The organism is Desulforhabdus sp. TSK (assembly GCF_022836495.1).
GTDB lineage: Bacteria > Desulfobacterota > Syntrophobacteria > Syntrophobacterales > Syntrophobacteraceae > Desulforhabdus.
Map to the genome: position 1 here is coordinate 16,429 of NZ_BQXM01000010.1, position 19,542 is coordinate 35,970.

The following is a 19,542-nucleotide window of genomic DNA, read 5'->3' on the forward strand; positions in this document are numbered from 1 at the left end:
GTTTTTTCCTGGAGGGGTGGGAGAGGAGAGCATGAACGATGGACCATTCACTGTGAGCGATGAACCATGAGCCAGGTATCCAGACCCGCTGTCGATGGCCCAATGCTCCGGGCAGAGCCCCGGGAAGAAGAGAGGACGAACGCGTCCTGGCGTGCACTCTCTCTCGAAAATCAGCTGTGGATCGAGATATCCCTCCTTGTCCTGTTCGGACTTGTCATGATCTACAGCGCCAGTTCCATCATGGCCTTGAAGAAATTTTCAGACCCGTCCTATTATCTCAAGCGCCAAGTATTCTGCATCGTCCTCGGCATGGCCATCATTCTGGCTACGGCCCGTATCCCGTATGCACGCTACAAGAACTTTATCGGCCTGCTTGTCCTTGGAACAATTGCCGCCCTGATTCTCGTTTTGATACCGGGGATCGGTGCGGAAATCAACAATGCAAGGCGCTGGTTCCCTTTGAAGTTTTTTCTTCTTCAGCCGGCAGAATATGCCAAGGTCGTGTGGATCCTCTATCTCAGTGTTTCCCTCGTCAAAAAACAGGAAAGAATCAGACAATTTAAAATTGGTTTCTTGCCTCATGTCATATTGTGCGGTATTTTGGGCGCATTGCTTCTCAAGGAACCCGACTTCGGAACGACTTTTATCATTGGATGCTTGACAGTCATCATGTTGATGGCTGGCGGAGTCTTGTTGCGCCACATATTTTGTTTCACACCCATTGCGGTCATTGGGTTCTATAAATTTGTTTACCTCGTTCCCTATCGCTGGGATCGCGTGACTGCTTTCTTGAATCCCTGGACCGATCCTCTCGATACGGGCTATCAGCTCATTCAGGCCTGGATAGCAGTCGGTTCCGGGGGCTGGTTGGGAAAGGGGCTGGGGGCCGGACAACAGAAGCTCTTTTATCTCCCGGAATCCTATACGGATTTCATTCTGGCGGTCGTGGGGGAGGAATTGGGTTTCATAGGGATTTTGACCGTGTGCCTGCTGTTCTTTTTGTTGTTCCGCACTGGCATGACCATTTCGAGACAGGCGCCGGATCTTATGGGGATGCTCCTGGCACTGGGGCTGACGATGCTCTTCGCTCTGCAGGCGATGCTCAACATGGGAGTGGTCCTGGGGCTGGTCCCCACCAAGGGCCTGCCGCTCCCATTCATTTCATATGGCGGGAGCGCATTTACGGCAAACTGCCTGGCCGTCGGTATCCTCATGAATATCGCCCGGAGCGTTGAAAGGCGAATGGAATAGAATGTTCAAACGTTACCAGCACATTCATTTTATCGGGATCGGGGGAATCGGCATGAGCGGGATTGCCGAGCTCCTTTTGAATTTGGGATACCGTGTCAGCGGTTCCGATGTAAAGGAATCGGATATCACCCGCCGCCTGGCAGGTTTGGGTGCGGAAGTCTGGATCGGTCACCAGGCAGAGCATGTACATGGTGCGGATGTCGTCGTGCTCTCTTCCGCCGTCACCGAGGACAATCCAGAGGTCCAGGCGGCCCGGACTCTGCCGAAGGTCCCTGTCATTCGACGTGCAGAGATGCTGGCGGAGCTCATGCGCCTCAAGTATTCGGTGCTGGTGGCGGGAGCACACGGGAAAACGACCACAACCTCCATGGTTTCGACGGTTTTGGCCCGTGGGGGAATGGATCCGACAGTCGTCATCGGAGGCAAGCTGAACGCCTGGGGAACCAACGCCAAGCTCGGCCATGGAGATTTCATGGTGGCGGAAGCGGACGAAAGCGACGGGACGTTTCTGTTGCTTTCGCCAACCATTGCAGTCGTGACGAACATCGACCTGGAGCATCTCGATTTTTATCGAAACATCGAGCACATTCAGGAAACCTTTCTGGAATTCATCAACAAGATCCCTTTTTACGGCCAGGCGGTTCTTTGTCTGGAAGATGAAAACATTCAGCAGATTCTTCCCCGCATGAGCAAACGCTTTGTCACCTACGGCTTTTCGTCCCAGGCGGATTTTCAGGCGCGCGACATCAAGACCGGCGGACTTTCTACGACATATCGGGTTTTTTGCCATGGAGAGGAGCTGGGGGAGATCGAAATCCCCATTCCAGGTCGCCACAACGTGCTCAATTCCCTTGCTGCCGTGGCGGTGGCCAGGGAATTGGAGCTGGATTGGGCAAACATCCAGGGCGGATTGAGAGACATGACCGGGGTCCAGCGCCGCTTTCAGATCAAGGGAGAGGCGAAGGGTGTCCTGGTGCTCGATGACTACGGGCATCATCCCACAGAAATAAGGGCTGTTCTGGAGACTCTGGCGGGTTGCTTCCCCGATCGACGCCGTATCGTGGCATTCCAGCCACATCGCTACTCACGCACGCAGGCCCTCATGGATCAATTTGCCCGATGTTTTTATCATTCAGACGTTCTCTTCGTTTCAGAAATATATGCAGCCAGTGAGAAACCGATCCCCGGAGTCTCAGGGGCTCGTCTGGTGGAGCAGATTGGAGCCCATGGCCACAGTAATCTCCATTTTTGCGCCGGTGTCGATGATATGCTGGAAAAGCTGAGCGCCATCGTTCAGCCTCGGGACGTGGTCATGACGCTCGGTGCCGGAAATGTGTACCAGGTGGGCGAGGCTCTGTTGAAACGCCTTGAAGAGACTCGGTGATCAACCTATGGATGGTGAAGGTTCAGCTCCGAAGCTCGATCTGCCGGAACCGGCTTTTGCCGCTCTTTGTGCTTCTGTTCTGGCAGGGATTCCGGATCTCCAGGTCTGTTGGAGCGAACCCCTGGCCAGGCACACCACTTTTCGGGTGGGGGGACCGGTTGCCTGTCTTGTGCGCCCCCGCACCGAGAGCTCTTTGAGGGAGCTGCTGAAAGCGACCTGGAGCGCAAAGATTCCGCGCATCATCCTGGGTGGCGGAAGCAACGTGCTGCCCCCCGATTCCCCCTGGGATGTTTTGGTCGTCCAACTCACCCTATCGAATTTGGAGTTGTTGCACTGTGAAGACCTCGAAGCGGGTAGAGTGCGTGTCTATGCTGGAGCAGGGGTGCATCTGGCACGGTTGCTTCGCTTCTGCGTCGAGCATGGGTGGGGCGGCCTCGAGCCCATGGTGGGGATTCCTGGTACCGTGGGGGGCGCTTTGGTCATGAACGCCGGGACGAGGGAAGGCAGCATTTCTCAGGTGCTGTCCTGGGTGGATTTGTTGGATGAACGGGGGAATCCCGACAGAATCCATCGGTGGCAGCTGCCGGCCGGCTATCGTTCCATGGGCCTTCCTCTCGACAAGATCGTGACAGGCGCCTGCCTGGAGCTGCAGCGATCGCCGGTGGACCGCATCAAAGCCCGGCTTCGTGAAATCATGGGGCAGCGCAGGAGAACACAACCCCTCGGATGGCCTTCAGCGGGCTGTGTTTTCAAGAATCCCGGAAATGCTGCTGCTGGTGCGCTGATCGATGCATTGGGGTTGAAGGGGGTTCGATGGGGGGGGGCGGAGATTTCGGACAAGCATGCCAATTGGATCATCAACCGAGGCAATGCCACCCGTGAGGATATCCTGGGGCTGATCCAGCATATAGAAAAGACTGTCTGGGAGAGATCCGGAATCCGGCTGGAACGGGAGATCCGGGTATGGGGTGAATGATGTACTGTGCCTTTTTCCTCCGGTATGAGGGCCATGCGGAAAAAACAGAACCGATATCGCCCTGATACCGTCAGGCGCCGGAAAGTGGTCAGAAGGGGCCTCAAGGCCGTTCTGACTCTGGTCCTGGTGTTTGCTGCGGTGGCCTTCATCAGTTCAGCCCTGGCCCACGCGTATTACGCGCTCCTCGAAGCTCCCTGGCTTCGTGTGGAAGAAATAGAGATCATCGGTTTGAAGCACGTGGACCGGAAGGATGTTTTGAATGCCCTTCGGGTGCCGAGAGACGCCAATCTGCTGACCTTGAAGACATCCGAGCTTTCCCAACGGTTGAAGCCGATCCTCTGGCTCCAGTCGTCGGTGGTGCGGATCGATCCCCCGGGGCGCATTGTGGTCGAATTAAAAGAGCGGGAGCCCCTGGCGATGGTGCAGGCAGGAGCCCTCCTGCTGGTCGATCGCGAGGGCAATATTTTCTCGCGCACCGAGCGGGAAGCAAATCCGGATCTACTCTTGGTCACCGGCTTCGAGGGGATGGACCTGAAAGAGGGAGGCGATTTTCCCGAAGAGCTCCTGGACGGCCTGAAAGAGCTCAGCGACGCTCTGGCGGTATCCAGGGATTGGCTTCCGGTCCAGTCCATTGCCGAATGCCGCTGGCTGGGAGCGGCGGGGTTCGCCCTGCAAATGGCTCAAAAGCCGATTGCCGTCCAGTTGGGGGCAGAAGATCTTGATCAACGACTGCATCGTTTGAAGGCTGTCCTGGCGGTGCTGCGCGAGAGGCAATGGCTGGATTCTGTGACACGGATCGATCTCGATTATACAAATCGGGTGTATGTGGAGCGGGCTGTCTCTCCACCGAACGGTGCATGACGGAAGGGGAGAGGCAAGGATAGAGAGCGACCCTGGACCTGAGGGGCGGTGGTTGGAAGGTCCATGAGGTTCTTTTTGCACATGACACGGATGCAATGCGCCAGCTCTCATGATTTGGAGGGGGAAGGAATCGATGGGAAGAAGAGAGGAATTGATTGTCGGCCTGGACCTCGGGACCACCAAAATTTGTGCAGTGGTGGGGGAGGTCACTTCCGAAGGAATCGATATCGTTGGGGTTGGAACCTACCCTTCCATCGGGCTGAGAGGAGGCGTGGTCGTCAATATCGAGCAGACCGTCCAGTCCATTCGCAAGGCGGTGGAAGAGGCGGAGCTCATGGCCGGCTGCGAGATTTCTTCCGTTTATGCGGGGGTTGCGGGGACGCACGTTCAGAGCCTGAACAGCCACGGTGTCATCGCCGTCAAGAGCCGAGAGGTCACGCAGTCGGACATTGACCGGGTCCTGGATGCCGCCAAAACGGTGGCTCTTCCCTATGACCGCCAGATTCTCCATGTCCTTCCCCAACAGTTCCTGGTGGACGATCAGGAGGGGATACAGAATCCGGTCGGCATGGCAGGCGTACGCCTCGAAGCCAAGGTCCACATTGTCACCGGGGCGGTCAGTGCGGTTCAGAACATCATCAAGTGCTGTGAAAAGGCCGGCCTGAATGTTCAGGATGTGGTGCTCGAATCCCTGGCCTCCAGTGAGGCGGTACTGGATGCGGATGAGAAGCACCTGGGCGTGGCTCTCGTGGACATCGGGGGTGGAACGAGCGATGTAGCGGTATTTCAAGACCATGCCATCCGGTATTCCTGTGTCGTGGGACTGGGAGGGAATCACATTACGTCGGACATTTCCGTCGGCCTGCGCACTTCCATGGACGAGGCGGAGAAGATCAAGAAGAAATATGGCTGCGCCCTGGTAGACCGAATCGGGCAGCAGGACATGATCGAAGTCGGTTCCGTGGGGGGGCAGAAACCGCGTCAGCTGGCACAATCCATCCTGGCCCAGATCATCGAGGCGAGGGTTGAAGAAATACTCAAGATCATAGAATGGGAGCTTGTCCGCTCGGGCTTTGTGGAATCGCTTCATGGAGGAGTCGTCCTCACGGGAGGGGTATCCCTGCTGCCCGGCATACGGGAATTGGCGGAGAAGATCTTCGATCTGCCGGTGCGCATCGGTGTTCCCTATCAATTTGGAGGGTTGGGAGACGTGGTCAAGAATCCCATGTTCGCCACGGCGACGGGCTTGCTTGCGTATGGCCGAAAACGTGGAAAAGTGCGTCTTCCTGTGGAGGAATCCAACAGTTTGGTGAACAAAGTGCTGATGATCATGAAGCGGTGGTTTAAGGAATTCTGGTGAGGTTGGAACTGCAGGGCATGGGGGCGATGCCGCTCCTCCAACTCTGAAGAGGCGGGGGCGTCCCGGCTCGTGGGTTTGAGCCCCAGGCGATTTTTCAGCCTGAGCATGCGTGCTGCGTGATATTGGTTCGGAAGAATAAGCTGTTTGTTTTCTGTAATTTTTGAGTGAAGTCGAAACAGGGTGGCGATCTTGAATGTCATTTGGAGATGACTGGTTCAAGGACGGGGAAAGGCGCAGATATGGAGAAAAAAATCGAGAGTCCGGTCGTAGCAAGCAGCAGCCGTGCGAAAATCAAAGTTTTGGGAATTGGCGGCGGTGGCGGCAATGCCATCAACAACATGATCAGTGCGGGCCTGGATGGAGTTGAATTCATCGCCGCCAACACTGATTTTCAGGTGCTGGATCAAAATCTGGCTGCCACTAAAATCCAACTGGGCGTGAACCTCACCAAGGGGTTGGGTGCCGGCGGCAATCCCGAGGTCGGCAGCAAGTCGGCTCAGGAAGACATGGATAAGATCCGCGAAGCCATAGACGGGAGCGACATGGTGTTCATCACCGCCGGTCTTGGTGGGGGAACGGGAACGGGAGGGGCTCCCGTGGTGGCCCAGGTGTGCAAAGAAATCGGGGCGTTGACGGTGGCTGTGGTCACGAAGCCTTTTGCATTCGAGGGGAAAGTGCGGCAGCGCAACGCGGAAGAGGGCCTCAAAGCCCTCCAGGATTCGGTGGATACCCTCATCACGATTCCCAATAACCGCCTCCTGTGTCTGGCCGATCGTCGGGCCACTTTTCTCGAAATGTTCAAGCGCGCAGATGACGTCCTCCTCTACGCAGTGAAGGGTATTTCGGACCTCATCACGCACCCGGGTTATATCAATGTGGATTTTGCCGACCTCAGAACCGTCATGGGCGAAAAAGGGCTGGCCCTCATGGGGACGGGCATGGGCGTGGGCGAAAACCGTGCTTCCCAGGCAGCTCAGCAGGCCATTTCCAGCCCGCTTTTGGAAGATATCTCCATTCATGGCGCCCGTGCGGCCCTCATCAACATTTCCACGGGTGTGGATCTGGGAATGCACGAGTTTGAAGAGGTGGCGTCTCTCATCCACAAGGAAATGGACGAGGATGCCAATATTTTCCTGGGAATGGCGCTGGATCCCAGGATTGGAGAAGAGGTTCGAGTGACGGTCATCGCCACGGGCATCGGCAAAATGGAGCATCCCCAAAAACAGGAAGCTCCCACGCGATCCAGGCGGCTCGCTTCGGAAGGTATCGTTCCAGAGCTGAATTACGACTATCTCCAGGTTCCCACGGTCGTGCGGCATCGCCCGACCCGGGAAATGGATACCATGCAGGAGCAGCAGCCCAAGAGGCGCACCTTTCTTCAGAAATTGACGGGGGCACCCAAGGAGGAGGAAGATTTGAGCATACCCACCTTCATCCGTCGTCAGGCTGACTGAAAATCCATCTGAAAGCAGGGGTCCTCCTCATGTGAGCATGGCGGGCAGGTGGAGGACCCCGCTTCTCGATCACCCGGCTCTCATTTCCACCTTCACCCCCTCTTTGGGACACTGTCCGTGGCCCCCGAACAGCGGTCCGATTTATGCTCTGGAAACTCAAGAAACGCCAGCAGCAATGGCTGGCCGAGGAAAAAGGAACCATCCTCAAGGATTGGCGGGGAAGAGTGCACATCGCCCTCGCCTTCCCCAATCGCTATGCCGTGGGAATGTCCAATCTGGGCTTCCAGTCTGTGTATGCAGCCCTGAACACGCTGGATGACGTGGTATGCGAAAGGGTCTTCTACCCGGAACCTGAAGACATACCGCTTTTGCGCCGGGACCCGGGGAAGCTCCTCTCCGTGGAGTCGCAAAGGCCCCTTGCCGACTTTCACCTCGTGACCTTTTCCCTTCCTTTTGAAAACGATTACGTCAATGCCCTTGAAATGCTGCAGTGGGGGGGGATTCCCCTCAGAGACGAGGACCGCAGCGAGTCCGATCCCTTCGTGGCGGCCGGCGGGGTCGCTGTATTTTTAAATCCCGAGCCCCTGGCCCCCTTCATGGATTTCATTTTTGTGGGGGAGGCGGAGGCGCTTCTGCCGGATTTTGAAAGCCTCTGGAAGGAATTGCGTGAAGGAGACCTTCCACGGAAGGATTTTCTCAAAACCCTTGCGGAACAGGTTCCCGGTGTTTACGTACCGTCATTCTTCGAGGTTTCGTACAGCCCCGAGGGAGCTCTGGAATCCATGGAGCCTCTGGCTGGCTGCAACATCCCTCGCCGGATCCGCTACCGACGTGCCGATCTTTCGCAGGGGAAACCCTGTCATACGGTCATTTTCACTCCCCATGCGGAGTTCAGCAATGTCCTGCTCCTGGAAATCGGGCGGGGCTGCGGACGTGGTTGCCGTTTTTGTGCCGCCGGCTATGTCTATCGCCCCGTGAGGTACCACAGGGCCGATGCCTTATTGAATGCGGCCGAACCGGTGATCCGGGAAATCCCACGAGTGGGACTGGTGAGCGCGGCGGTTTCGGATCATCCCGAGATCACTTTTCTCTGTGATGCTTTCCTGGAAAAAGGAGGCGCGCTCTCCTTCTCTTCCCTGAGGGCCGATAGTCTCACCCCTGAAATCGTGACAGCCCTACAGGAGAGCCGGCATCAGTCCGTTGCCATCGCTCCCGAGGCGGGGTCTGAACGCATGCGAAGGGTCATCAACAAGAACATTAGCGTCGAACAGATTCACGCGGCAGTCGATCTGCTGACCGAAAAGGGCATCCTCCATCTGAAGCTGTATTTCATGATCGGGTTGCCTACGGAGACTTTGGAAGACCTTCAGGCCATTGTAGACCTTGCCAAGGACATCAAGCACCATGTGCTCAAGATCAGCCGGGGAAAGAAACGATTGGGGACGATCACCTTGAGTATTCATGGATTTGTGCCCAAGGCTTTTACACCCTTTCAGTGGGCTCCCTTTGCAGGCGTGAGGGAATTGAAGGATCGGTCCAGGTGGATTCAGAAGGCTCTCCAAAAGGTTCCCAATGTCCGGGTACACTTCGATATGCCCAAATGGGCCTACGTGCAGGCCCTGCTGGCACGGGGGGACCGCCGGGCCGCAGAACTGCTCCAAAGGGTTGCTTTGGGGGGAGTGGCCTGGACGCAGGCACTTCGAGAATTCCCCTTCAATCCGGACTTCTGGGTCATGCGGGAGAGGGGATCGGAGGAATTGTTCCCCTGGGAGATCATCGATCATGGAGTGAAGCGATCTTATTTGTGGGAAGAATACCAGCGGGCACTGAAAGGAGTGAGCAGCCCTCCCTGCCGGCTGGAGGAAAACTGCAGAAGGTGCGGCGCCTGCTCACCCTGAAGGGGGCGAGCGGTCATAAGGTATTGATCTTGCCAAATATGGTTCTTATTTTCTGACGCTGAATTTGCGACGTGTTATGATCTATGCAAACTGTTTTCTACCCGATGGGGGAGAAGATCCAAAGGAGAAGCGATATAAATATGTCTCAGCAAGACTACTACAAAATCCTGGGCGTCTCGCCGGATGCTTCAGGGGATGACATCAAAAAGGCCTACCGCAAATTGGCGTTGGAGACTCATCCAGACAGGAACCCCAACGATCGGCACGCCGAGGAGCGTTTCAAGAAAATCAGTGAGGCCTACGGAGTGCTCATTGACCCCAACAAGCGTTCACAATACGATCAGTATCGCAATCTGGGATTCCAGCAGCGTCCCAATGGAACCGCCGGGCCGGGTTTTGGATACTCGCAGGAAGAAATTTTCCGCGACTTTTTCAGCAGCCGGTATGCTCAGGATGCTTTTGCAGATATGCAGCGGGAATTTCAGCGCATGGGCTTCCGTTTCGACGATACATTCCTCAACCGCCTCTTTTTCGGAGACAAGACCATATTCTTTCAAGGAATCTTTTGGGGCGGCCCCGAGGGTACCCGTGTCTTCCGATACAGTGGGACGACAGGGCAGAAGGCGCCGAATTGGGGGCAGACCATGCGTCAAGAGGCTCGTCCCGAGCCTGAAAAGCCAAAAGGTCTTCTGGAGCAGGGAGCTTCGCTGCTCGTCAAGGCGGGGAAAAAGCTCGGAGGGTATCTCCTCAGGAAAGCATTGGGATGGTCGGGCGCTCCCTCCACCTCTGAAGATCAGGGTGCTCTACATGAGGAAAACCATGACATGACCTACCGATTGGTGATTTCTCCGGGCGACGCCATGAACGGGGCGGTCGTGGAAGTGGGACTTCCCCATATGGGGGAAGGAAAGCGGGTGTCCATCCGTATTCCACCCGGAGTCAAATCCGGTACGAAGCTCCGCCTGAAGGATATGGGACGCAACTTTGCGAGCAATATGTCCGATCGTGGCGATCTCTATATCGAGCTGCAAGTGATGTGAGGTAAGCGGTACACTGCCGGTCGCCTGAAGCCGGACTGGTTGACATTTTGCGCGAAGGGAGCCGCCATTTCAAGGGCCTTCAGTCCGTCACGATGGTTGCAAGAAGGCTTTTGAAGGCTTGCTGGATAACGGTGAATTCATCATCCTGAAGTGTCCGGGCATCCATGAGAAAACGGTCTGATTCGATGCGCCCGATAAGGGGAGGCGTGTAATTCCTCATAAAGAGCTCTACTTTTTGGGTGCTCAACCGCTCGGATCTCACCGCGACGACAAAGGTCGGGAGGTTTTGCGCCGGCAGGGATCCCCCGCCCACCTGAGATGCATTGGGCTCCACGGTAACTTCGAAGATGGAATGAGCATCGGCTCCTGAGATCATTGCGGCCAGCTTTGCAGCCCGCTCCTCCAGAACCGACAGTGGGGTGGCAATCATGCGCAGGGTCGGTATTTGCTCCATCGCCAGTCTTTCATCGCGGTAAAGGCGCAAGGTCCCTTCCAGAACTGCAAGTGTCATTTTATCCACACGCAGAGCGCGGGTGAGGGGATTTTTCTTGCACTTCTCGATGAGGGATTTTCTGCCGAGGATGATGCCCGCTTGGGGGCCGCCCAGGAGCTTGTCTCCGCTGAATGTGACGACATCTGCCCCGCCACGGACCGTCTCCTGAACTGTCGGCTCACCCTGCAGGCCAAAGGGGGCGAAGTTGATGAATGATCCACTTCCCAGGTCTTCAATGACCAGCAGACCGTGTGTCCTGCCCAGAGCAGTCAGTTCTTCCAGTGATACTTCCGAAGAAAAGCCCACAATGCGATAATTGCTGGTATGAACCTTCATGAGAAGGGCGGTTTCACCGTTGATGGCCCCCTCATAGTCTCTTGCATGCGTGCGGTTTGTGCATCCGACTTCCCTCAGAATGGCCCCGCTGCTGCGCATGACGTCCGGAATGCGAAAGGAGCCTCCAATTTCCACGAGCTGGCCGCGTGAGACGATGACTTCCTTTCCCTGGGCCAGAGTATTCAACACCAGGAAGACCGCGCCCGCATTGTTGTTCACCACCAGCGCAGCCTCGGCGCCGGTCAGCTCGCAAAGGATCGCTTCGGCATGGACGTAACGGGAGCCTCTTTTCCCTTTTTCCAGGTCGTATTCAAGGTTGTTGTAGCTGCGGCAGAGCAGGGCCAGTCGTTCGATGGCTTCCTGTGGGAGAAGGGAGCGTCCCAGGTTGGTATGAATGACGATGCCGGTGGCATTGATGACGGGGCGCAGAGCATAGTCACTGACCTGCACCAGGCGCTGAAGGATGAGCTGGACCAGGTGTGACGGCTCCAGGTTGACGGAAGCACCGGATCCTTTGGGGTCCAGGATTCGCTGCCTCTGTTCCTCCAGGACGTGACGGATGCTTTCCAGAAGCAGTTTCCGAGGGTGCTGGGTGAGAGCTTCCCGGAGGGGTTCCAACTGAAGGAGGGCATCAACGCCCGGGAGCTTTCGCAGCAAGTCTTGGACGCTCGTGTTGGCCATGATCGATTCATCCTTCCTGAGTGATTCTTTGGGAATCCATGGAGCTGCCTTTACTGTTGAGGCAGACCATATGAAAACTTTCTTTCTAAAGGCTTCTCCGTTATATTTCAAACTTTAAACAGAATGAAACCCTTTTCGTTGCTTCCCATGGCGGCTTTAGATGTGCCTGCCGCCCAAGGATACAAGAGGACGTTCAACCTCAGATGGAAACACCGGTATTTAGGGAAGAACAGGACTCTTCCGTGAGAGACGATGTGAATGACGTTTCCTTGAAGGATACTTCCGGGGAAATTCTTTCATTCCTGAGTGATTCAAACGACTCGTTTTCGCTGCGCGGTGCGCATCCCACAGCTTTAGCCTATCTCTTGTCCCGAGGAATCCAAGCTGTAAAACGCAACTTTGTGCTGGTTGCTCCTACGGACCGGGAAGCAGGAAAATATGCGGAGATGATCCGCTTTTTTCTCGGAAAACACTCCTCCCGCCCGGATGCTCCGTTGGACCAGCGCGTGTGGTATTTCCCCTCCCGGACGGGCAGAAAAGTGCAGTCTCTGGGGAAGATGGAGGGGACAGCCCGTCGGCTGGAGGCTCTCTACGCGTTGAGGAACAGCTCCACGCCCCGTCTGCTGGTGACTTCGGCCCTGGCACTCATGGAGCGCATCCCCCTTCCCGAGCATCTCTTGAAACACACCGAATATAGAGTCGCCGGCGAGGAAATCGATCTGAAGGCATTGACTCGAAGACTGGTGGACTGCGGCTACTATGGGGTGCCACTCGTAGAGGAATACGGGGATTTCAGCCGAAGAGGGGGAGTTCTGGACATTTATGCCCCACTCTATCCATGGCCCCTGCGGCTGGAATTTTTCGGAGAGGAGCTGGAATCCATCCGGCTTTTTCATCCCGTTTCCCAGCGCTCCATGGGAGCGCTGGAAGACGTGATCCTCCTGCCCGCCGGCGAAATCATACTGGATGAGGAAGCACGGGAGCGTGCGCGTCAGGCCATCTACGACGATATCGAGGCGGAGCACCTGACGCGGGCTGCCGGGAATGTCTGGTTGGAAAAGCTGCAGGAAAGCCACCAGTCTGGAACATTTGAATCAGTTCTTTCCATTTTCCATGAGCGCCTGGGAACCCTTGCGGACTATCTCGAGCCTCGAACCGTGATGGTCTGGTCCGATGATGCCCTGGTGCGAAAAGAGATCAATGAGCACCACTGGAAAGTTTGGCGGGATTGGAGTGACAACCGGTCTACTCACGAATGGAAGCGCCCGCCCGAGGAATTGTTTCTGGAGCCTGAGGAGCTGCAGAGTGCCCTGGAGCCTCTGCGCCAGGTCTGGGTGAATTCCATTTCCGGTTCAGCCAACAAGGCGGTACGTTTTGACCTGGATGCCGGCGGTCACGAAGAGCTCACCCTCGCCGTCAAGTCCTTCCCTCACAAAGATCGTTTGCTGGAACCACTGGCGCGGCAGTTTCAAAAGTGGCAGCAGGAGAGAATCGTATGCTTTCTCGTCTGCCATCAAAAAGGGCAGGCCAAACGCATGGTGGAATTGCTGAAAGGCTATGGCGTCGATGCCCTTTTCAGCGGTGCCCCCTTTGGGGAAGAATCCTATGAGGCCCCCGCCGTCAAAGTCATGGAAGGGGAGCTGGAAAAAGGATTTCTCTGGGCGGCTGAAAGACTTGCTGTCGTCGTCGAAGAAGAAATTTTCGGCAGGCGGTCTCGAAGGCAGGCCAGGAAGTCCTTGGCCGGCGTGTTTCTGAATTCTTTCCAGGATCTGCACGTTGATGACTATGTCGTCCATGTGGACCACGGGATAGGGATCTACAAAGAACTGGTGCATCTGAACGTCCGGGGTATTGAAAGCGATTTTCTGCTCATTCACTACCAGGACGCCGACCGCCTTTATGTGCCGGTGGACAAGCTGCAAAAGGTCCAGAAATACCTGGGAGTGGAAGGGCAGGAGCCCCGTTTGGACAAGCTGGGCGGGAAATCCTGGGAAGCTGCCAAGAAGAAGGCTGCCGAATCGGCGGAACGGATTGCAGAGGAGCTTCTGAATCTTTACGCCTCCCGCGAAGTCCGGGAAGGATTCCGATTTTCACCCCCCGACAGCCTCTTTCAGGAATTTGAGACGACTTTCGGCTACGAGGAAACTCCCGATCAGTTGAAGGCCATTGACGATGTGCTGGAGGACATGGCCTCGGGACGCCCCATGGACCGCCTCATTTGTGGTGATGTAGGGTACGGTAAAACGGAAGTGGCCCTTCGGGCCGCATTCAAGGCGGTCTCCGACGGAAAGCAGGTGGCCCTGCTTGTGCCCACGACTATCCTCGCCGAACAGCATTACCAGGCGTTTCGGGAGCGCTTCGAAGGGTTTCCCGTGGTCGTGGCGAGTCTCAGCCGTTTCAAGCCCCCTACCCAGCAAAAGCAGGTGATCGAAGGACTGAAAAAGGGAGCCATCGACGTTGTCATCGGCACCCATCGGCTGATCCAAAAAGATGTGGAGTTCCGGGACCTGGGACTTCTCATCATTGACGAAGAACATCGTTTCGGGGTGAAGCACAAGGAAAAGTTGAAGGAATTCAGAGTATCCGTTGATGTCCTGACCCTGACCGCCACTCCCATCCCCCGCACGCTTCATATGTCCCTTGCAGGAATCCGGGACCTCAGCACCATTGAAACCCCACCCCAGGACCGTCATTCCATTGAAACCTTCGTGTGCAAGTATGACGATTTCACCATCAGGGAGGCCATCTGCAGGGAGCTCGACCGGAAGGGGCAGGTGTTTTTCGTCCACAACCATGTGCAGAGTATTTTTCAGATGGCCAATGCCCTGAACCGGCTCGTTCCGGAGGCGCGCATCGCCGTGGCTCATGGACAGATGAAGGAACGGGAGCTCGAAAAGGTGATGCTCGACTTTATCGGCCGCAAAATAGACATTCTGGTCTGTACCACCATCATCGAATCAGGCCTGGATATTCCAGCGGCCAACACCATCATCATCAACCGGGCCGACAAGTTTGGACTGGCCCAAATTTACCAGTTGCGCGGCCGCGTGGGTCGATCCACGGAGCAGGCCTATGCTTACCTGCTTGTCCCCGGCGAGGACATTATCAGCCGGGATGCGCAGAAGCGGCTGCGGGCACTCATGGATTTCAGTGAACTGGGTGCAGGCTTCAAAATCGCCCTCAATGATTTGCAGATCCGGGGCGGAGGAACCATCCTCGGGTCTTCCCAATCCGGTCACATAGCCGCCGTCGGCTATGAGCTCTACCTGGAACTGCTTGAAAAGACGGTGAAGGAGATGAAGGGTGAAACTTCCGAGACGGAAGCCCTCGATACGGAAATCAATGTTCCTCTTTCGGCTTTTCTGCCCGATGCGTTCATTCCTGACACCGATCAGAGGCTTTTGGCGTATAAAAGGCTGGCAACGGTTTCCGGTGAAGAGGATGTGGACGAGCTCTCCAGTGAATGGAGGGATCGTTATGGACCTTTTCCCGACAGTGTGCGGAACCTGGTCTTGATGGCTAAGATTCGTTTGCTGCTGAAGCGGTTCGGGATTGTCCGAATGGACGGAGGGGAAGAGACATTTACACTTCATTTTGCCAAAGACACTGAAAACAAAAGGGTGCAGCTCTTTTTCGAACAACATAAATACAACTGGAAAATGGAAGCGGATCGTAGACTCAAGATAGAAATCTGGGGGCGTCATTTGCCCCAGCGGTTGGCTCGACTGAAGAAGATCTTGAGTGATCTCGAAGAGAAATGTCGCCAGGATGCGGCGGCTTGAAAAGATGACGTGACTGATTGAGCAGGGGGACTGCATGCGTATCTCGAGAAAAGGGTGTGCGTTGGTGTTGTGGATATCGTTTCTGTGGGCTGGGGCTGCCTTCGGAGAGACACTTGACCGGATTGTGGCGGTTGTGAATGGAGACATTATTCTGTATAGTGATCTTCAGGCTAAAATACGTCTCATAGAAAAAACAACTCCCGGGGCAAGACCCGGTGATCCGTCGCTCCAGCCTCAGTTTGAACGAGAAGTGCTGAATCAGATGATTCGAGATCGATTGACCGATCAGGAAGTCCGCCGTATGAAGATCTCCGTCAGCCAGCAGGAAGTGGACAATGCCCTCCAGGCCATGAAGAAGGATAATAACTTCACGGATGCACAATTCGAGTACGTCGTGGGGCAGAGCGGGCAGACGGTGGAGCAGTTCCGGGAGGGCATCAAGAAGGAAATGGAGCGATCGCGGCTGCTGGAGCGTGTGCTCAAATCCAAGACCGTCATCACGGATGCACAGGTCGATGCTTATCTGAAAACGGCCGGGACGCAGGAAAGCGGTGGTCCGGACCGCTTGAGGCTCGGCGTCATTTTTCTTCCCGTCTCGGAGGGGGCTCAGGGAAAGACGGGAGAAGGTGCTGAAAAGCTCGCCAAAGATCTGCTTGATCGCATCAAGAAGGGCGAGGACTTTGCCAAGCTCGCCAGGGAATATTCCAAAGGACCGGCTGTCGCGGATGGCGGTGATATAGGATACATCGCAACGGAAGAGCTGGCACCTTACATTGCTGCGGCGGTACGGGACCTGAAGCCCAATGAGGTGAGCGACGTGGTGAAGTCCTCCACGGGCTTTTATATCGTGAAGGTCATCGATACCCGCCGGGAAAAGCTGGATGTTTCGGGTGAGGGCGCCAGAGAGAAAGCGCGAAGAATTTTGTTTCAACAGGAAATGAGCCGTAAGTTCGAGAACTGGGTCAAAGAACTGGAAGCACGATCCTTCATTCAGGTCTCTCTATAGGGGATTGAATCCATGAGTGAGCTGTCGGAATTTTTGAAGTCTGAGCGATTGCGCCAGGGCTTGACTCTCAAGGCTGTTTCGGAAAAAAGCAAGCTGAGCGTCAATGTGCTCCATGCGCTGGAGGATGGAGATTTTGCCCGTATTGGCGCCCCTCTCCTCCTGCGCAGTTTTGTCTCGTCCTATTGCGGAGCATTGAACGTCGAAGCCGGTCCTGTGCTGGAGAAATATGCCGGGGAAATCAAAGCCCGCAACTGGCAGGACGAAGGGATTCAGCGTTACAGAACCATGACGAAATCCTTCAAGCGAACCAGGCAGACGCGCGTCTTCTCCATATTGCTTCTCGGGCTGGCCCTGGTGGGGGCACTCTACGGGGGCGTCTTGATCTCCAATCGCCAGGAAAAATTGTCCGAGTCTCAACCGGTGAAACAGGAGGGCTACCCTCAGCAGGAATTACCGTCCGATCTCTCAACAAAGCAGGCTCCTTCCAAACTGCCTGATGAGAAAGCTCAGACTCCAGCCACTGTCCGTCAGTCGTCCCCTCCGGAACTGAAAGCAAAGGGGGCCGAATCCCGGAGCGCCACGGCTGACGCTCCCCCTGTCCAGCCCCCACCTGCTCCCAAGCCTGCCCCTGAGGCACCTGTGGAAGCAAGTTTGCCCAAGGCTCCCGTGGAAAATACACCACGGGAAACGGAGGCAGTTCAGCCGACGACGCTTTCTACAGGCAGCGAAGGCCAGAAGCACCGGCTATTTTTCGAAGCGACCCAGGAGACCTGGGTCCAGGTCAAAACAGACAATGGGAAGTCCCAGAGTGTGCTGCTCAAACCCGGGGACACGCGGGAATGGGAAATGGAGGAAACTGCCGCTATCCTGGTCGGCAATGCAGGCGGCGTGCAGGTGAAATGGGACGGCAAAGCCGTTTCCCTTCCCGGTAAGTCCGGAAGTGTTGTCAAAATTCGCCTCCCGGATCCACGCTATTTGAAGGAATGAAGATTTTCGAGACGGAAGCCATTGTCTTGAGCACGAGAGACCATGGGGAGTCGGACCGGCTGATCACCTTTTACTCCCGGGAGGCGGGGAAGCTGAGAGGGATCGCCAAAGGAGCACGGCGAAGTCAAAAACGATTTGTCCACACTTTTGAAAGCTCCAGTCTTGTGCTGATGACCTGCCGTGAGCGGAAATCCCTCATTTGGATCGAAGCTTGCAAGTTGTTGGAGCCGTACTTAGAGTTGAGGGCTGAGGTGGAGCGGTGGGGGTATGCGGCTCTCCTCTCCGAGATTTTCCTGGAAATGGCCCCGGAAGGGGAGGCCCAGGAAGAGCTCTTTGACCTTCTGAACGCGACCTTGTTGCAGCTTACAAAAAACAGGGACCCCTTGAATGTGATGCTGTTGTTCATGGTCCGGTTCCTTGACAAAATGGGGTACCTTCCAGAGCTCTCTCATTGCAGTGTCTGCCGGTCGCCCCTTCGTGCTTCCAGGAGATGGTTGTGGCGGGTGAAGCAGGGAGATCTCGTCTGTCAGAAGCATGGCTCGATTCAGCCCTCTGGATTTCCTTTAGATGTAGGAACACTCGTATTGATGGAGCAGTCCAGGGTGTTGAGCCTGGACAGGATGTGGCGCCTGCACCTGCTGCAGGAGAAAAAGGCTCCCCTTTTCCAGGGATTGATCCGTGTGATTCAAGACCTCATCAGAAAGGATTTGAAGAGCTTGAAGCTGCTGGAGCAAATCCGTGCAGCATGCAGTCGCAAGAGTGAAAGGAACCGAAATTGGAGTGGATAAATCAGTTTGAACAAATTGCTGTCTCTCATCCCATCCTGGCAGTTTTCCTGGCCTTCGGAGGTGGCCTCCTGGCAAGCTTCACGCCTTGCGTTTACCCCATGATGCCCATTACGGTGGCGTACATTGGAGGCAGGTCCCAGGGGAGTCGGTGGCGAGGCTTTGTGCTTTCGGTGTTTTATGTCCTCGGGCTGGCCCTCGTTTATGCTGCGCTGGGGGCTTTTGCCGCCTTGACAGGCCAGTTGTTTGGAACCCTGACCAACAATCAGTGGACCTATCTGTTCGTCGGCAATGTCTGCCTGTTCTTTGGTCTGGTGATGCTCGAAGTGATGCCTCTCTCGCCTCCTGCATTTTTGAACCGGCTCAGAGTGCAGACTCTCCAAGGTCATGATATCATGACGAGTATTTTGTTGGGAGGGGCTTCCGCCCTGGTGGTCAGCAGTTGTACGACCCCCATCCTGGGTGTTCTCCTGGCCATAGTGGCGACAAAGCAGGATCTGGTCTGGGGAATGGGGATGCTCTTTGCCTTTGCGTACGGCATGGGGGGGCTGGTGATACTGGTGGGGACTTTTACCGGGTTGCTGGCGTCTTTCCCTCGCTCGGGGATTTGGATGCGACGCGTTCAACGGTTTTTTGGCCTGGTCATGATCTTGGCTTCTCAGTATTTCTTCATTAAAGCAGGAGAATTTTGGCTATGAGTCTCGAAAGAAAGTGTGAGAGTGTTTTGAAATTTGCCCTCGTTCTGCTGTTGGGTGCTCACCTCGTGTGGGCTTTGCCGGGTGAAACGTCAGCCAGCGAAGGAAATACGGTGCTGGCCTCGGTCTTGGGGTCGGATTCCAAGACGCAAGCGCCCGACTTCGAATTGAACGATCTCAAGGGAACGGCTGTTCGACTCAGCAGCTACAAGGGGCAGCGGCCCGTGCTGATCTATTTCTGGGCCACATGGTGTCCCTATTGTGTGGCGGCAAAGCCCGGCATTCTGAAATTGAGGCAGGAGATCGACCCCAAAGAGATGGAGATTCTCGGCATCAACGTAGGGGGCGGAGATTCCTTGAATCGTGTGAAGCGATTCGAAGAAGAGCATCCTTCGACCTTTCCCATTTTGTTCGATGCTCAGGGAAAGGTTTCCCGCAGCTACGGAGTCCAGGGAATTCCCCTCTTCGTCATCGTGAACAAGGAAGGACAGGAAGTCTACAGAGGAAATTCGCTGCCGGACAATCCCATGAAATATTTGAAGTAAGGGGAATT

General features: G+C 55.6%; 15 protein-coding genes. 14 read left to right on the forward strand and 1 reads right to left on the reverse strand.

The features are described from left to right. The first annotated feature begins 66 nt into the window (after positions 1–66). The 8 genes from ftsW to MWC30_RS07735 all read left to right on the forward strand — a co-directional run bounded on the left by ftsW (position 67) and on the right by MWC30_RS07735 (position 10,224). Positions 67–1,251, forward strand: coding sequence for a putative lipid II flippase FtsW (ftsW, locus tag MWC30_RS07700; RefSeq protein ID WP_244083585.1), 1,185 nt, complete (start codon positions 67–69; stop codon positions 1,249–1,251). Position 1,252: 1 nt separating this feature from the next. Beyond that, entirely contained in the window at positions 1,253–2,635 is a 1,383-nt protein-coding gene (murC, locus tag MWC30_RS07705) for a UDP-N-acetylmuramate--L-alanine ligase (RefSeq protein WP_244083586.1), read from the forward strand. 7 nt (positions 2,636–2,642) lie between these two features. After that, on the forward strand, positions 2,643–3,611 hold the full coding sequence (gene murB, locus MWC30_RS07710) for a UDP-N-acetylmuramate dehydrogenase (protein ID WP_244083587.1): 969 nt from the start codon (positions 2,643–2,645) through the stop codon (positions 3,609–3,611). A gap of 84 nt (positions 3,612–3,695) precedes the next feature. After that, positions 3,696–4,472 carry a cell division protein FtsQ/DivIB gene (locus MWC30_RS07715; protein WP_244083588.1) on the forward strand — a complete coding sequence of 259 codons (777 nt, stop codon included), beginning with the start codon at positions 3,696–3,698 and terminating at the stop codon, positions 4,470–4,472. A gap of 133 nt (positions 4,473–4,605) precedes the next feature. Continuing rightward, on the forward strand, positions 4,606–5,832 hold the full coding sequence (gene ftsA, locus MWC30_RS07720) for a cell division protein FtsA (protein WP_244083589.1): 1,227 nt from the start codon (positions 4,606–4,608) through the stop codon (positions 5,830–5,832). 239 nt (positions 5,833–6,071) lie between these two features. Next, the gene (gene ftsZ / locus MWC30_RS07725) at positions 6,072–7,286 is read left to right on the forward strand and encodes a cell division protein FtsZ (protein ID WP_244083590.1); all 1,215 of its coding nucleotides are present in this window, start codon (positions 6,072–6,074) and stop codon (positions 7,284–7,286) included. A 143-nt stretch (positions 7,287–7,429) separates the two neighbouring features. Continuing rightward, the gene (locus MWC30_RS07730; protein ID WP_244083591.1) at positions 7,430–9,184 is read left to right on the forward strand and encodes a radical SAM protein; all 1,755 of its coding nucleotides are present in this window, start codon (positions 7,430–7,432) and stop codon (positions 9,182–9,184) included. A 140-nt stretch (positions 9,185–9,324) separates the two neighbouring features. After that, the gene (locus MWC30_RS07735) at positions 9,325–10,224 is read left to right on the forward strand and encodes a DnaJ domain-containing protein (protein ID WP_244083592.1); all 900 of its coding nucleotides are present in this window, start codon (positions 9,325–9,327) and stop codon (positions 10,222–10,224) included. 79 nt (positions 10,225–10,303) lie between these two features. Here the strand turns inward: MWC30_RS07735 and selA are convergent, their stop codons facing one another. Then, positions 10,304–11,734 (reverse strand): L-seryl-tRNA(Sec) selenium transferase, encoded by a 1,431-nt coding sequence (gene selA, locus MWC30_RS07740; protein WP_244083593.1) that lies wholly within the window; start codon positions 11,732–11,734, stop codon positions 10,304–10,306. A 446-nt stretch (positions 11,735–12,180) separates the two neighbouring features. Between selA and mfd the strand changes: the two genes are divergently transcribed. The 6 genes from mfd to MWC30_RS07770 are packed head-to-tail and all read left to right on the forward strand — an operon-like array spanning position 12,181 to position 19,534. Then, positions 12,181–15,516, forward strand: a complete 3,336-nt coding sequence (gene mfd, locus MWC30_RS07745; RefSeq protein WP_244083594.1) for a transcription-repair coupling factor — start codon at positions 12,181–12,183, stop codon at positions 15,514–15,516. Positions 15,517–15,550: 34 nt separating this feature from the next. Then, complete coding sequence (locus tag MWC30_RS07750; protein WP_244083595.1) at positions 15,551–16,522, forward strand: peptidylprolyl isomerase; 972 nt, start codon at positions 15,551–15,553, stop codon at positions 16,520–16,522. A 12-nt stretch (positions 16,523–16,534) separates the two neighbouring features. Continuing rightward, positions 16,535–17,509, forward strand: coding sequence for a helix-turn-helix domain-containing protein (locus tag MWC30_RS07755; protein WP_244083596.1), 975 nt, complete (start codon positions 16,535–16,537; stop codon positions 17,507–17,509). Then, a complete protein-coding gene (gene recO, locus MWC30_RS07760; protein WP_256461228.1) occupies positions 17,506–18,297 on the forward strand; it encodes a DNA repair protein RecO in 792 nt (263 codons plus the stop codon). The genes MWC30_RS07755 and recO overlap by 4 nt, the downstream gene beginning before the upstream one ends. Continuing rightward, entirely contained in the window at positions 18,285–18,992 is a 708-nt protein-coding gene (locus MWC30_RS07765; protein WP_244083598.1) for a cytochrome c biogenesis protein CcdA, read from the forward strand. Before recO ends, MWC30_RS07765 begins: the two co-directional genes overlap by 13 nt. Continuing rightward, a complete protein-coding gene (locus MWC30_RS07770; protein WP_244083599.1) occupies positions 18,989–19,534 on the forward strand; it encodes a peroxiredoxin in 546 nt (181 codons plus the stop codon). The genes MWC30_RS07765 and MWC30_RS07770 overlap by 4 nt, the downstream gene beginning before the upstream one ends. Positions 19,535–19,542: the final 8 nt, after the last annotated feature.